This is a genomic window from Prosthecomicrobium sp. N25, assembly GCF_037203705.1.
Taxonomy (GTDB): Bacteria; Pseudomonadota; Alphaproteobacteria; order Rhizobiales; family Ancalomicrobiaceae; genus Prosthecodimorpha.
The window spans coordinates 435,766-448,946 of the sequence record NZ_JBBCAT010000002.1 but is presented as its reverse complement, the minus strand read 5'-3'; the positions used below and the strand labels follow the sequence as shown (position 1 = coordinate 448,946).

Sequence of the window (13,181 nt, the reverse complement as noted above, 5' to 3'; positions counted from 1 at the left end):
GGTATGCCAGATATGTTGCGGTCATCTTCCCGATCGGTTACCACGGAAGAGGGTCGACGTCCCCACTCCAGAGCGCGCCGCGGCGGCGTTCTCCGGAGTGGGGAATCTGGCCCGATCCGCCGGACCTGCGCGGCCGCCCCGAACCGGGGCCGCCCGAACGGGTTCGTGTATCGAGATCTCGTGGCGAGGATTGCCCGCTCATGTTCCAGAACCTCTACCCCGAGATGATCGCGCTCACGCAGGTCATCTTCATCAACGTCGTGCTGTCCGGCGACAACGCCATCGTGGTCGGCATGGCGGCCGCCAACGTGCACCACTCGATCCGCAAGAAGGTGATCCTCTGGGGTATCGGCGGCGCCGTCGTGCTCCGCATTATCTTCGCGCTCATCGCCACCAAGCTCCTCTCGGTCGTCGGCCTCACGCTGGCGGGCGGCGTCCTGCTGCTCTGGGTGTGCTGGAAGATGTACCGCGAGATGACCGAGACCGTCGAGGAGGAGGAGGCCGCCGTCACGCTCGCCGAGGAGACCCTCGCCGAGGGGGCCCCCGCCGAGGTCGCCACCGCGGCCGGTGGCGCCGTCGCGGCGGGCGCGGTCATCTCGGAGGCGACCGCGCATGGCGGGACCAGCTTCACCGACGCCATGATGCAGATCGTGATCGCCGACGTCTCCATGTCGCTCGACAACGTCCTCGCGGTCGCGGGTGCCGCCAAGGAGCACCTCTGGATCCTGGTCGTCGGCCTCGTTCTGTCGGTCGCCCTGATGGGCGCGGCCGCCTCGCTGATCGCCCACCTGCTGACCCGCTACCGCTGGATCGCCTGGCTCGGTTTCGCGGTCATCCTCTACGTGGCCGTCGACATGGTCTGGCGCGGTTCCTACGAGGTCGCCTGCAACGGCACCGTGGACGCGGTCTGCGGACAGGGCATGGGCCACTACCTCAAGGCACGGATGTTCGGCGTCTGACGCCGGCCCACGGGCCCTTCCGCGTCTCCGTACCCTCCCGGATTGCCCGAGCCCCTGTCGTGGCCGACACTCGGGCAAAACCAGGGGAGGGTGGGGGATGTCTGAGGCGATCGAGGACCTGGAGGGCTCCGGGCCGGAGGCCCGGCGCCCCGACCCGGTGGTCAGACCCATCACACTGCCGGTCATTTTCGAGGCGCTCGGGGAAGGCCTGAGGGACTTCCAGGCCGCCCCGCTCTACGGCCTCTTCTTCGGCGCCATCTACGCCGCCGGCGGCCTCTTCATCGTGCTCGCCGCAACCCGTCTGGGAATGGGCTACCTTCCCTATCCGACCGCGGCCGGCTTCGCGCTGCTGGGCCCCTTCGTGGCCGTCGGCCTCTACGAGGTGAGCCGCCGGCGCGAGCACGGCATACCCTTGCGCTGGCGGCCGATCCTGCAGGTCGTCCTCGACCAGCGGCACCGCGAGCTCGGCTGGATGGCCTTCGTCACTCTCTTCGTCTTCGTGGTCTGGATGTACCAGATCCGGCTCCTGCTCGCCCTCTTCCTCGGCTTCCAGTCCTTCGCCACCTTCCGCGAGTTCCTCGGCGTGGTGCTGGGCACGCCGGAGGGCCTCCTGTTCCTGGCCATCGGCCATGTCATCGGGGCCGTCCTGTCCCTCGTCCTGTTCTCGCTGACGGTCGTCTCCTTCCCGCTTCTGCTCGACCGCGACGTCGATTTCATCACGGCCATGATCACGAGCGTGCGCGCCGTCACGACGAGCCCGGGCCCCATGCTGGTCTGGGCCGGCATCGTGGTGGTCCTGCTGATCGTTTCGCTGCTGCCGGCCTTCCTGGGGCTCCTCGTGGTGATGCCGATCCTCGGCCACACCACCTGGCATCTCTATCGACGCCTCGTCGAGCCGGCCCCGGCGCCCTGACCCTCACGGCTGCGCGGGATCGCGCAGCTTCAGTTCCAGGGTCTCGCCGTCGCGTTCGAGCACGATCGCCCGGCGCTGCACGTCCGCGATCGTCCAGCCCTCGATCTCCTCGCCCTGGCGCACCGTCAGCGTCCGGCCGTTGTCGGCGAACACGGCCATCCGCATGTCGCCGCCGATCACGACGCCCATCAGCTGGGCCGCCGGCGGCTGCACCGGCTCGGCCACGGGCACCGGGACGGCGGCCGGCTGCACGTCCGGCGCCGGCGGAGCCGCCGGCGCCCGCCGCGACGGCGAGAAGAGCGGCCGCTCGCGCGTCGCCACCAGAGCGCCGAGCCCGGGATCGTCGTGCTCGATCGAAGCCGCCGCCGCCGGCCCGGCGAGCACGGCCAGGAGCGCGAGGCCCGCGCGCGCCCTCACGACGCCCTCCGCCAGTGGCTGGTGACGGTGACGGTCGTGCGCAGGAGCCGCCCGGGATCCGCCTCCGCCTCGCCGTCGGTCCGCGCCGGCTGGATCGACAGTTCGTCGACGAAGCCGAAGGGCGCCTCGGTCTCGATCCGGTAGAGCGCCTTCTGGACGGCCTCGATGCCCGCCTCGAAGACCACCTGCAGCTCGACCCGCCGGTCCGGGTCCCCCTCCTCGCTGCGGAACAGGATCTGCGCCGAGAAGACCTGGCCCCCGGCCGCCTCGATGAGCCCGCGCACGCGCTGCTGCATGCCGGCCGCCGCGATGGTCTCGCTCTCACCGGGCAGGAACGGGTCGCGCTGGTCGGCCGGATCCCCCGCCCCGGCCCGCAGGGGCGTCTGGCGCTTGAGCGTGTCGAGGAGCCCCAGCCGCGCGTCCCGCTCCTCCATCAGCGCGGCGACGGACTGGAAGGACGATACCGCGACGACGAGGAACAGGAGCACCAGCCCGGCGAAGATCCCGAGCGCCACCGACTGTTCGCGGTTGGGCAGGATCATCGCATCACCCCCGCCGAGCGGACGGGCTCGACCTTCAGCTCGATGTGGAAGCGGTCCTGCCCGCCGGAGGGCAGCCGCGTGGTAGGCGCGAAGAAGGACACGGCCTCGAAGCGCGGCGAGGCCTCCAGCAGGGGCACCAGCTGCGCGCTGTCGGATGCGATGCCGGTGATGCGCAGCACGCCCCGTTCGATCCTGAGGTCGGTCAGCCAGGCACCGTCCGGCAGCACCTCCGAGAGCGCGTCGAGGAGGACCACCGCCGTCGGCGTGCCGGCCCTGAGCGCCCTCAGCCCGGCCGCCGGATCGCCCTTCGGCCGGTTGCGCTCGGCTGCCGTCGCCAGAACCGCCTTGCGCTCGCGTGCGAGGCCGTCCAGCTCGGCGATCTCCGTGTCCAGGGCGGTGCTCCACCAGGACGCCGCGCCGAGCACCACGACCGTGGCAACCACCAGGGCCGCCGCCGCGCCGCCGATCGCCCGCCGCACCTCCACCTCCCGCCGCGACGGATTGGCGGCGACCGTGATCGCAGGCCCGGCGCCGTCCGGAGCGACCAGCGAAAGGCGGGCCGGCCGGCATCCCGCCAGAAGCGCGACCGCCGGGGCCACGAGCTGCCGCGGCACGACGCCGATCGTCACCGCCACCCGCGCCGGATCCTCCGCGAGCGGCTCCGTGGCGCCGCCGAAATAGGTGTCGGCGACCCGCCACGGGGTCACGCGCTCCACCTGGTGGCGCAGGAAGGCGTCGAGATAGGGCACGCTCCGGGCCGCGACCGGGTCGAGCGCGCGCCGGATCATCCAGGCGGGCGGAACCTCGAGCGCGACGGTCGCCCCGGCCAGCCGGCTCCCGAGCGTCGGGGGATCGAACCGCGCCCCCGCACCCTCCGGCATGATCCGGCCGATCGGCGTGGCGGCGCCCGCCTCCGCGACCGTCCAGGCCCCGTCCGCGAAGGCGAGCCGGAAGCTGCCCGTCGGCGACAGACGGTCGAGCGCGGCGGCCGCGAAGCCCGCGAGGGTTCCGATCCACTGTCTCGTCCAGGTCTCGATCGACTGGAACATGGCTCCTCGCGTAAGCCGGGAACCCTTGCCGTCCGGCTAAGGGCCCGCGTGTTATTTGACCGATTCCCAGGCCAGCACGGACGGCCCGGCCCCGGCCTCCGCGCCCCCGACCACCGCCTCGTAGCGCCGCTCGAACCCGTCCCTGAGCACGATCCGGATCGCCGCGCGTACGGCCTTGCCCCCGTCGAGCCCGATGAAGGCGCGCGAGGCGTTCGGGAACGGCGCCGTGACGTCCTCCATCCGGGCGAAGGGCTGCCGCCGCAGGGCGAGGAAATCCTCCGTCCGCCGCCGGTCCCCGCCCATCAGGGCGAGCACCACCAGCGGGTCTGCCAGGATCGGATCCACCCGCGCGCTCCCCGAGGCGACCGTCACGGCCGGCGCGAGCCGCGCCAGGAGCCCCCGGCCCATCCCGAGCACGCCCTCGACCTCCGCCATATGCGAAAAGGGCCGGTTCGCCGGCCCCGACCGGCCGGCCGCGCGGTAGTCGTCGCGCTCCGCACCCGACGGTCGCTTGGCGCTGTCCGGGTCGCGCCAGTCGACCACCCGGTCGGCGAGTTCCCGCGCCACGCGCGGCTCCGCCCCGGCCGCCTCGAACAGCGTCGTCATGAGCTCCGGCGCCGCCAGGTTCAGGTCGACCCGCGCCGTCTCGGCCCGGTATTCCACGATCGCCTCGCCGTCCGCGAAGCGCGACCGGAAGGCGCCCGCCCGCGCCGCGTCCGGTCGCCCGGAGGCGACCGCGGCGGCCACCAGGTCGGTCGCCGCCTGCCCGAGCGCCTCCGCGCGCATCTCGTCGACAAACACCGTCGCGGACCGCACACCCGCCGAGGACGCCCTGAGGGCGACGACCGTCACGCTCGAGGCGACGAGCCCGAGCACCAGCACCATCAGGAGCACGGCCCCCCGCCGCGGGTCCGAGCCTTCGGCGCGCGCGCTCACGGCAGGGCATCCAGGTAGGGCAGGAGAAGGTGCACCGCGAAGGCCGCGGGCGCCAGGAAGGCGCCGAGCGGCACCGCGAGATCCCGCCCGCCCGGCGCGCCGCGCCGCCGCGCGACCAGCACGGCCGCCAGCGCCGCGACCGCCGCCGCCTGCAGGGCGAGCGCCTGCGCGCCCCAGTCGAGCCAGACGCCGAGCGCCCCGGCGAGCTTCACGTCCCCGAATCCGAGCCCCTCGCGCCCGGCGAGCCGCATGTGCACAGCCCGGACCGCCCAGAAGGCGGCCAGCGCCCCGAGGCCCTGCAGGGCGGCCAGGACAACGGCATCCCGGACCGTCTCGCCGCCGGGCAGGAGCACGGCCGCCCGCAGGAGGCCGACGGCCGCGATGGCCGCCGAGGCGAGGTCGGGTATCGTGTAGTCGGCGAGATCGCTCGCCACCACGACGAGGACCAGGGCCCAGAGCACGATCGCGAAGCCGGCCTCGCCCGGGTCCGCGAGCGCCGCCGCGGCGAGCGCGCCGAGGCCACCCGCCGCCACCCAGGCCCCGCGGCCTCCCGGCTTGCCTCTCGTCCCGGCCTCCGCCATTCCCGTCTCCTCAGCGCGGCAGGGTCATGGGCTGGCGCATGTTGACCATGCGGGCCCGGAATTCCTCCGAGATCGACTGCGCGTCGACCTGGTCGCGCATGATCTGCGGCTTGATGAAGATGATGAGCTCCTTGCGCTCGGCCACGTTCGTGTTGGTCGACAGGATCTCGTTGATGAACTTGATGTCCACGAGCCCGGGAATGCCCGACCGCCCGCGCTCCTGCCGCTCGGTGATGAGGCCCGCGAGCATCACCGTCTGGCCGCTCGAGACCGCGATCTGGCTGCGGATGCGGCGCTGCGCGATGGTCGGCGTCAGGGTCTGCCCGCCGGTCTTGTCGACGACGTTCGAGATCTCCTGCTCCACCTCGAGGGTCACGACACCGTTGGCGTTCACCCGCGGCAGCACCCGGAGGATGATGCCGGTGTCGCGGAACTCGACGTTGTTGACCACCGGCGCGGTCGGGTTCTCCACCGAGGTCGCCGACCGGGTCGTGATCGGGACCTGGTCGCCGACCTGCAGGACCGCAGGCTGGTTGTCGATCACCACGAGCGAGGGCGAGGACAGGATCTTGACGTTGGTCATGCTGCGCAGCGCGTCGAGCACGAAGCGCGGGTCCGACGCCCGGCCGACCAGCAGGTTCAGGCCCGGGAAGGTCCGGGTCAGGTTGGCCTGGTTCGAGTAGCTGACCGAGCCGGGCGTCTTGATCCCCAGGTCGGTGTTCTTGAGGAAGAACTGCACCCCGTAGTTGAGATCGTCCGAAAGCTTCACCTCCGCGATGGTGGCCTCGATGGCGACCTGCACGGGTGGCCGGTCGAGTTCGCGGATGGTCCGCTCGATCTGCCGGTACTCGCCCGCGGACGCATAGATCAGGAGCGAGTTGTTCATCACGTCCGGCGTGATCCGCACGTTCGGCATCAGGGCGCGCCCCCCGCCGCTGCCGCCCCCGCCGCCCCCGCCGTAGCTCGACGACGACCCGCCGCGCGAGGGGTCGGAGCCGTCGTCGGAGGCACTGGACGCCGAGGCGGGATTGGATGCGGAGCCGAAGCTCGCGAAGGCCGAGCCGATGCGCGACTGGGGCGCCGCGCCCGCCATCGCGGTGCCGGCCCCGCCCATGCCCGAGCCCGCCGCGGGCGCATGCGCCGTCGTCCCGCCGCTATCGCCGCCGGAGGGCTCCAGCGCGTCGCGGTCGCGCGAGCCCGCCGCCCCGTTGCCCCGGCCGGCGTAGATGTCGTTGAGCAGGGCGGCGACGTTCTTGGCCTGGCCGTATTTCAACCGGTAGACCTTGACCCCGCTCGCCGCCTGGTCGGCGCGGTCGAGGCGCTTCACCCAGCGGCCCACCATGTCGATGCCGTCCCGCCGCCGCGACACGACCAGGACGGCGTTGAGCCGGCCCATCGGCTGCATGACGACCTGGCCCTGCCCGAGCCCGCCCTCGCCGGAATCCAGGATCCGCTGCAGTTCCGAGATGATGGTCTCGGGCGACGAGTTGGCGAGCGGGAAGATCCCGACCGACTGGTCCTTCATGTAGTCGGCGTCGACCAGCGACGCGGCGTCGATCACCGCCTTGCGCTCCGCCGAGGTGCCCTGGACGAGGACGTAGCCGGTGGCCGGGTCGACCTTCAGCGAGCCCGGCCGGCTCGCGAAGCTCTCCAGCACGCGGGCGACGGTCTGGGCCGACACGTACTTCACGGGAATGACCGAGGTGCCGTAGCCCTCGCCGGCGTTGCCGACGTCGAAGTTGCCCGAGCCGACGGCCTCGCTGACCGGTGTCAGCCGGTAGGTGCCGCCCTCCTTGACGACCGCCACGTTGACGGCCTTCAGGGTCGTCTCCAGCACGGTGATCAGCCGGTTGCGCGGGATCGCCCGCGCCGAGGTGAGGCTGACGGTGCCGGAGGCCCGCGGGTCGACCGTGTAGTTCTGCGCCAGGATGTCGCCCAGGATCGACTTGGCGAGGGCCGAGATCTCCACGCTCTCGAAATTGAGCACGTAGCCGTCGCCTTCCGCCACGACGGACCCTTCGGGGACGCCGTCGGCGTTGCCCCCCACGCTGCCCGTGACGGTGCGGTCGACCCGGCCGTCCGCCAGGTAGCGCTGGACCCGCGCGACCGCCCCGCCGCCTTGCGTCCCGTAGCTGCCGCCCGCCTCGTGGCGGCGCGCCGCCAGATCGTTGGCGCCCATGCCGGTGAACTGCTGGGTGAAGCTGCCCGAGGTGTCCTTCTGCCCGCAACCGCCGACCAGCGCGACCGCGGCCGCCAGCGCCAGGGCGCGGACCGCACGCGCGGTCCCCTGTCCGCGGGACGTCCGTGGCCCGGTCCGGCCCGGCAGGTCCGCGCGGCCCGGGAGGGGCGAGGCGGTCGATCTCGGCTTCAGGTCCATGGGACTGTGCGAACGCCCGATTAAGAATGACGAACGGGCGGTTAAGCCTCGTTCCGCGGGGCAACTATTCGCCAAGGATGGTTAACGAAACATTGAGACCGGGATTTGCCCCGGGGGCTGAGGTGTCCCTAGGGAAGAGCCCATCGGGGTCGATTTATTAGAGACCTGTTAACCAACTCCCGGCGAGACTTAGGTGACGCAGTCCGCCCGCCGCACCGGCGGGCCATGCGGCGGACCGAAGGAACGGGGATGACGATCTCGGACAGCCGGACCGCAGCTCCGACGCGCCGCGCTTGAGGCCCGCCATGACGAGCCTCGCCGAGCGCCTCGTCGAAGGGGGCCATCTCGATCCCGACCGGCTGCCCTCCAAGGGGGCCGGGGACGACGCCACGCGCGCCTACCGCAAGCTCCTCGAAGTCTCGGGCATGGTCGCGGCCCGCTTCGCCGAGGTCGCCGCCGAGCACCACGGCCTGCCCCGCGCGCGGCTCGAGGACATCCTCGCCGGTCAGTCGCTCGCCGAGCGCTTCTCGCGCCTCTACCTGACCGACGCGGGCATGATCCCCTATCGCCACCGCGACGGCAGCCTGCGCCTGGCGGTGGCGGACCCGAGCCGCCGGGACGCCATCGACGCCATCCTGCTGACGCTCGGCCCGGAGACCCGGATCGAGGTCGCCGGCTTCGACGAGGTCGAGATCGCCCTGGAGCGCGCCGGGGAGGCCGAGGACGCCCGCCAGGAGGATCCGGACGGCGACCAGCCGGCCCCGCAAGGCCACGAGAATCTGGACGAACTGCGCGACCTGGCGAGCGGCGCCCCGGTGGTGCGCGCCGTCGAGGAGCTGTTCGAGCGGGCGGTCTCCATGCGCGCCACCGACATCCACGTCGAGCCGACCCGCCGCGACACGCAGGTCCGGCTGCGCATCGACGGCGTCCTCAGGTCGATCCCTTCCCCGCGCGTGCCCCACCGCGCGCTCGTCTCCCGCATCAAGATCCTGTCCGGCCTCAACATCGCGGAGCACCGCCTGCCCCAGGACGGCCGTACCCGCACCAAGGTGCGCGGCCGGGACTACGACGTCCGCGTCGCCGTCATGCCCACGACCGCCGGCGAGGCCGTGATCCTCCGCCTGCTGGAGCGGTCCGGCAAGCTGGTCGAACTCGCCCAGCTCGGCCTGCGCCAGCGCGACGGCGAGGTCCTGCGCCGGCAGATCGAGATGCCCTACGGCCTCGTCGTCGTCACCGGCCCGACCGGCAGCGGCAAGACCACCACGCTGGCCGCCTGCATCGCCGCCCTCAACGACCAGACCCGCAAGATCCTGACCGTCGAGGACCCGGTCGAATACGAGATCCCCGGCGTCAGCCAGTCCCAGGTCCGCCCCAATGTCGGCCTGACCTTCGCCTCCGCGCTACGCGCCTTCCTGCGCCAGGACCCGGACGTGATCATGGTCGGCGAGGTGCGCGACAAGGAGACCGCCGACATCGCCATCCAGGCCTCGCTGACCGGCCACCTGGTGATGACGACCCTCCACACCAACACGGCCGCGGCGGCGGTCACCCGCCTCGTCGACATGGGCGTCGAGCCCTTCCTGATCGCCTCGTCCCTGCGCGCCGTGGTCGGCCAGCGCCTCGTCCGCATCCTGTGCCCCGATTGCCGCCGGAAGCGGAAGCTGCAGGCCCGCGACTTCGACAAGAATCCCCGCTTCGCCGCCATCGGCCTGGAGCCGGGCGCGACCGTGTGGGAGCCGCAGGGCTGCGACCGCTGCGCCGGCATCGGCTACCGCGGCCGCCGCGCCATCTTCGAGGTGCTCGAGGTCAGCGAGCCGATCCGCCGCCTGATCCTCTCCGGCAGCGACGACCGCGCCGTCGAGGCGGAGGCGCGCCGGGAGGGCATGAGCACCATGATCGAGGACGGCCGCGCCAAGTCCCTCGACGGATCGACCTCGGTGGACGAGGTCTTCCGCGTCGCCGCGCTGCGCTAGGGAGCCCGGCACCCGATGGCTCGCTTCGCCTACACCGCGCTCGCCAGCGACGGCCGCTCCCTCACCGGAGAGGCCGAGGCCGCCGACGAATTCGGCGTCGCCAACGAGCTCGGCGCCCGCGGGCTGATGCTGGTCGAGGCGAAGCGGCTGGCGTCCGCGGGCGGGGGCGCGAGCCTCTTCGCCACCCGCGTCGACCCGCGCGCCGTCACGCGCTTCCTCGGCGACCTGGCGCTCATGCTGAGGAGCGGCCTCACCATCGACGAGGCGCTCCTCCTCGCCTCGGAGGACCTGAAAGGCGGCCTCCGGGACACCGTCCGGACCCTGCGCAGCGACATCCTGGCCGGCAGCGGCGTGGTGCAGAGCCTGGAGCGTCACGGCGAGGTATTCCCCCCCGAGGTGGTCGCCATGGCCAAGGTGGCGGAAGCCACCGGCCACCTCGACCGGGTCCTGGCCGCCGTCGCGGCCCAGCGCGCCCGCAGCCACGCGCTCGCCGACAAGGTCGGCGCCGCCCTGCGCTACCCGGCCTTCCTGCTCGTCGGCGCCGTCGGCGTGCTGACCTTCTTCCTCGTCAGCGTCGTCCCGCAATTCGCCGGGCTGATCGCCGATTCGGGCGGCAATCCGGGGGCGCTCGTCACCGCCGTCCTGGGCCTCTCCGCCTGGCTCGCCGCCAACTTCGACCTGGTCGGCGGCGTGCTGATCGCCGTCCTCTCCGCCGGCCTGCTGGGATCCCGCGTCAAGTCGGTCCGCGACGGCTTCATCCGCTCCGCCACCACCCTGCCGATCGTGCGCGGCGTCTGGTCCCTGCGCCGGACGGCGCTCTTCACCACCAACCTCGGCACCCTGCTCGGGCAGGGTGTGCCCCTCTCCGAAGCCCTGAAGGTGCTGGAGAGCATCCTCGGCCCGGCCGGCCAGGAGGCCGTCGCCGCCGTCGGCGACGAGGTCCGCCGCGGCGGACGGCTGAGCGAGGCCCTGGGCCGGGTCGACCTCCTGCCCGACGTCGCCGTCCGCATGCTGCGCATGGGCGAGGAGACCGGCGAGCTCGCCACCGTCGCCGCCGAGGCGGGCGCCCTCTACGAGAAGAAACTCACCGACCGCCTCGACCGGGTCGGCGCCCTGGTGGGCCCGATCGCCATCATCACCATCGCGGTGGTGATCGGCGGGCTGATGGTCACGATCATGTCGGCGCTGATGAGCGTCAACCAGCTGGTGCAATGATGGAACACCCGACAGTCCCCCTCCCGCGGCTCCGTCCGGCCGGCAAGCTCCTCGCGGAGCCCGGCATCGTCGACCTCGCCGGACGCCGTCGCCGGCCCGACCCGCGCCGCTCGGGCTTCACCCTGGTGGAGATGCTGGTCGTCCTGGTCATCATCGGCCTCCTGGTCGGCCTCGTGGGGCCGCGCGTCTTCAACCAGCTGTCCGATGCCAAGACCAAGACCGCGCGCATCCAGCTCGAGAGCTTCACCAACGCGCTGGACCTCTTCTTCCTCGACATGGGCCGCTATCCGACCACCGCCGAGGGCCTCAACGCCCTGATGGCCCGCCCCAGCAACGCGGGCACCTGGAACGGCCCGTACCTGCGCGGCAACGGCGTCCCCAAGGACCCTTGGAACAACGCCTACGTGTATCGCTCGCCGGGCCAGGGCCGCCCCTACGAGATCGTCTCGCTCGGCTCGGACGGCCGCGAGGGAGGGAGCGACAGTGCCGCCGACGTCCTCAGCTGGCAGCGCTGAGTGCCCGGGCCGCCACCGCCGCGCCGGCTTCGTCCTCCTGGAGGTGATCCCGGCGCTGATCATCTTCGGCCTGATGGTCATGATGGCCTTCCCGGCGATCCCGCGCGGGACCGGCGCGGCGCGCCTCCTGGCGACCGCCGTCGACGCCGCCGCCCTCCTGCGCGAGACCCGGACGGCCTCGATCGCCAGCGGGCGCGAGCAGGCCGCCGTCTTCGACACGCGGCAGCGCAGCCTGAGCCTCGGCGGACGCAGCGTCGCGGTCCCGCGCGACGTCGACGCCTCCCTGCTGTCCGGCGACACCTGCCGGCGCGACGGCGACCGGGTCGGGATTCTGTTCCGGCCGGACGGGACGAGCTGCGGCGGCGTGCTCCGCCTCGCGAAGGGACCCCGCGCCTTCCGGGTCCGCGTCAACTGGGCGACCGGCAATGTGGCGATCCTCGAAGGCGTCTGACCGCGGACGGAACGCGGCCGCGGCGCCCGCCGCGGATCCGCGCGCCGGCTTCTCGCTGATCGAGGTCCTGGTCGCCATCGTGATCGCCAGCCTGATGGTCACCACCCTGTCGCGCGCCCTGTCGGGCGCCTGGGCGGGGGCGCGCGCGCCCGCCGACACGCTCGCCGCCGTGACCGTGGCGCGCGGTGTCATCGGCGCCCTCAGGGCCGAGCCGGACAGCATCCCCACGGCCGGGCCGGGGCGCGCCGGCGACTACCGCTACGAGGTGACCACCCGGCCGGCCCTCATCGAATACCTGCGCCCGCCCGTCCCGCCCGCCCCGCTCGACGGCGCGGCGAAGCGGTCCGAGCCGCAGGCCGCGGGCGCCGGCGGCTCGGCCGCTCCTCCCGCCAGGCCGGCCGCGGCCCCGACCCCGCCCCCGCAGCCTGTCGACATCGCCGTCGTGGTCACCACCCCCTCCGGCCGGAGCGTCCGCCTTGAGACCGCCAAGCTCCTTCCGGCCCGCTGAGGCCCTCCGGCGCCGCGGCCGAGGCCGCACGGCCGGCTTCTCGCTCGTCGAGGTGATCGCCGCCCTCGTGCTCACCGTGGCGCTGGTCGCCGCCCTGATGCCCTTCGCCGGCACCGTCGCGGCGCGCTGGATGACCGGCCAGCGCAAGATCGAGGACGCGGACCTGTGGATGCGGGCGACCGCGCGCCTCGGCGACGACCTCGCCCGTGCCGTGCCGGTCATGACGGGCGACGAGAAGACCCCCCGCCTCGTCTTCCGGGCCGGCAGCCGCGAGGTGGTCTTCGTCCGCCCGGCCCTTTCGGCCGCCGCCGGCGCGGCGCTCGAGGCCGTTGCGCTCACGGTCGAGGCCGCGGACGACGGCGAGGCCCTGGTCCGCCGGTCGGTCCCCTACGAGCCCGGGGCGGCGGACCGCGACCCGCGGGAATTTGCCGGCGCGACCACGATCGCCTCCGGCCCCTACCGGTTCAGCTTCGCCTCCGTCTCCGCCAAGGGCGAGCGGCGCGACGACTGGACCGACCCGAAAGCCATGCCGCGCCTCCTGGAACTGACCGTCGCGCCGGCGTCGGGCCGCGCGGCGCCCCCGGTGCCGATCGCCCTGCCGGTCCTCGCCGCGGCCCCGCGCGCCGCCCAGCCGGCCCAGCCCGCCGCGCCCGGCCAGAAGCCGGCCGAGTCCGGCGGCGCCGAGAAGGTCCCCCTGCGCTAGTCCGGCCCCGGCCGATCCGTGCTATCCCTCGGCGAAAACGGG

The 13,181-nt window shown here is 73.1% G+C and carries 14 protein-coding genes; 8 read left to right on the top strand and 6 right to left on the bottom strand.

Translation table 11 applies throughout. The annotated features are described in order from the left end of the window. Positions 1-200 precede the first annotated feature (200 nt). On the top strand, positions 201-959 hold the full coding sequence (locus WBG79_RS16965) for a TerC family protein (protein WP_337358369.1): 759 nt from the start codon (positions 201-203) through the stop codon (positions 957-959). Positions 960-1,056: 97 nt separating this feature from the next. Continuing rightward, a complete protein-coding gene (locus WBG79_RS16960; protein WP_337358368.1) occupies positions 1,057-1,872 on the top strand; it encodes a DUF2189 domain-containing protein in 816 nt (271 codons plus the stop codon). Between the two features lie 3 nt (positions 1,873-1,875). Here WBG79_RS16960 and WBG79_RS16955 read toward each other — a convergent pair whose 3' ends face one another. From WBG79_RS16955 to gspD, 6 genes are read right to left on the bottom strand one after another with little or no spacing between them, the layout of a single operon-like run. Beyond that, complete coding sequence (locus tag WBG79_RS16955; protein WP_337358367.1) at positions 1,876-2,289, bottom strand: hypothetical protein; 414 nt, start codon at positions 2,287-2,289, stop codon at positions 1,876-1,878. Next, entirely contained in the window at positions 2,286-2,831 is a 546-nt protein-coding gene (gene gspM / locus WBG79_RS16950; RefSeq protein ID WP_337358366.1) for a type II secretion system protein GspM, read from the bottom strand. The genes WBG79_RS16955 and gspM overlap by 4 nt, the downstream gene beginning before the upstream one ends. Next, entirely contained in the window at positions 2,828-3,880 is a 1,053-nt protein-coding gene (locus WBG79_RS16945; protein WP_337358365.1) for a PilN domain-containing protein, read from the bottom strand. The genes gspM and WBG79_RS16945 overlap by 4 nt, the downstream gene beginning before the upstream one ends. Before the next feature lie 51 nt (positions 3,881-3,931). Further along, complete coding sequence (locus WBG79_RS16940; RefSeq protein ID WP_337358364.1) at positions 3,932-4,816, bottom strand: general secretion pathway protein GspK; 885 nt, start codon at positions 4,814-4,816, stop codon at positions 3,932-3,934. Then, positions 4,813-5,397, bottom strand: a complete 585-nt coding sequence (locus WBG79_RS16935; protein WP_337358363.1) for a prepilin peptidase — start codon at positions 5,395-5,397, stop codon at positions 4,813-4,815. The genes WBG79_RS16940 and WBG79_RS16935 overlap by 4 nt, the downstream gene beginning before the upstream one ends. 10 nt (positions 5,398-5,407) lie before the next feature. Continuing rightward, positions 5,408-7,774 (bottom strand): type II secretion system secretin GspD, encoded by a 2,367-nt coding sequence (gene gspD / locus WBG79_RS16930; RefSeq protein ID WP_337358362.1) that lies wholly within the window; start codon positions 7,772-7,774, stop codon positions 5,408-5,410. Between the two features lie 305 nt (positions 7,775-8,079). Here gspD and WBG79_RS16925 point away from each other — a divergent pair, with 305 nt between their 5' ends. The 6 genes from WBG79_RS16925 to WBG79_RS16900 are packed head-to-tail and all read left to right on the top strand — an operon-like array spanning position 8,080 to position 13,139. Beyond that, positions 8,080-9,747: a GspE/PulE family protein gene (locus WBG79_RS16925; protein WP_337358361.1), complete on the top strand. Its 1,668-nt coding sequence runs from the start codon at positions 8,080-8,082 to the stop codon at positions 9,745-9,747. A 15-nt stretch (positions 9,748-9,762) separates the two neighbouring features. Then, complete coding sequence (locus WBG79_RS16920) at positions 9,763-10,962, top strand: type II secretion system F family protein (RefSeq protein WP_337358360.1); 1,200 nt, start codon at positions 9,763-9,765, stop codon at positions 10,960-10,962. Next, entirely contained in the window at positions 10,962-11,477 is a 516-nt protein-coding gene (gene gspG, locus WBG79_RS16915) for a type II secretion system major pseudopilin GspG (protein ID WP_337358359.1), read from the top strand. The genes WBG79_RS16920 and gspG overlap by 1 nt, the downstream gene beginning before the upstream one ends. After that, positions 11,446-11,928, top strand: a complete 483-nt coding sequence (locus tag WBG79_RS16910; RefSeq protein ID WP_337358358.1) for a type II secretion system protein GspH — start codon at positions 11,446-11,448, stop codon at positions 11,926-11,928. The genes gspG and WBG79_RS16910 overlap by 32 nt, the downstream gene beginning before the upstream one ends. Next, positions 11,903-12,436 carry a type IV pilus modification PilV family protein gene (locus WBG79_RS16905; RefSeq protein ID WP_337358357.1) on the top strand — a complete coding sequence of 178 codons (534 nt, stop codon included), beginning with the start codon at positions 11,903-11,905 and terminating at the stop codon, positions 12,434-12,436. The genes WBG79_RS16910 and WBG79_RS16905 overlap by 26 nt, the downstream gene beginning before the upstream one ends. After that, entirely contained in the window at positions 12,405-13,139 is a 735-nt protein-coding gene (locus WBG79_RS16900; protein ID WP_337358356.1) for a PulJ/GspJ family protein, read from the top strand. The genes WBG79_RS16905 and WBG79_RS16900 overlap by 32 nt, the downstream gene beginning before the upstream one ends. Positions 13,140-13,181: the final 42 nt, after the last annotated feature.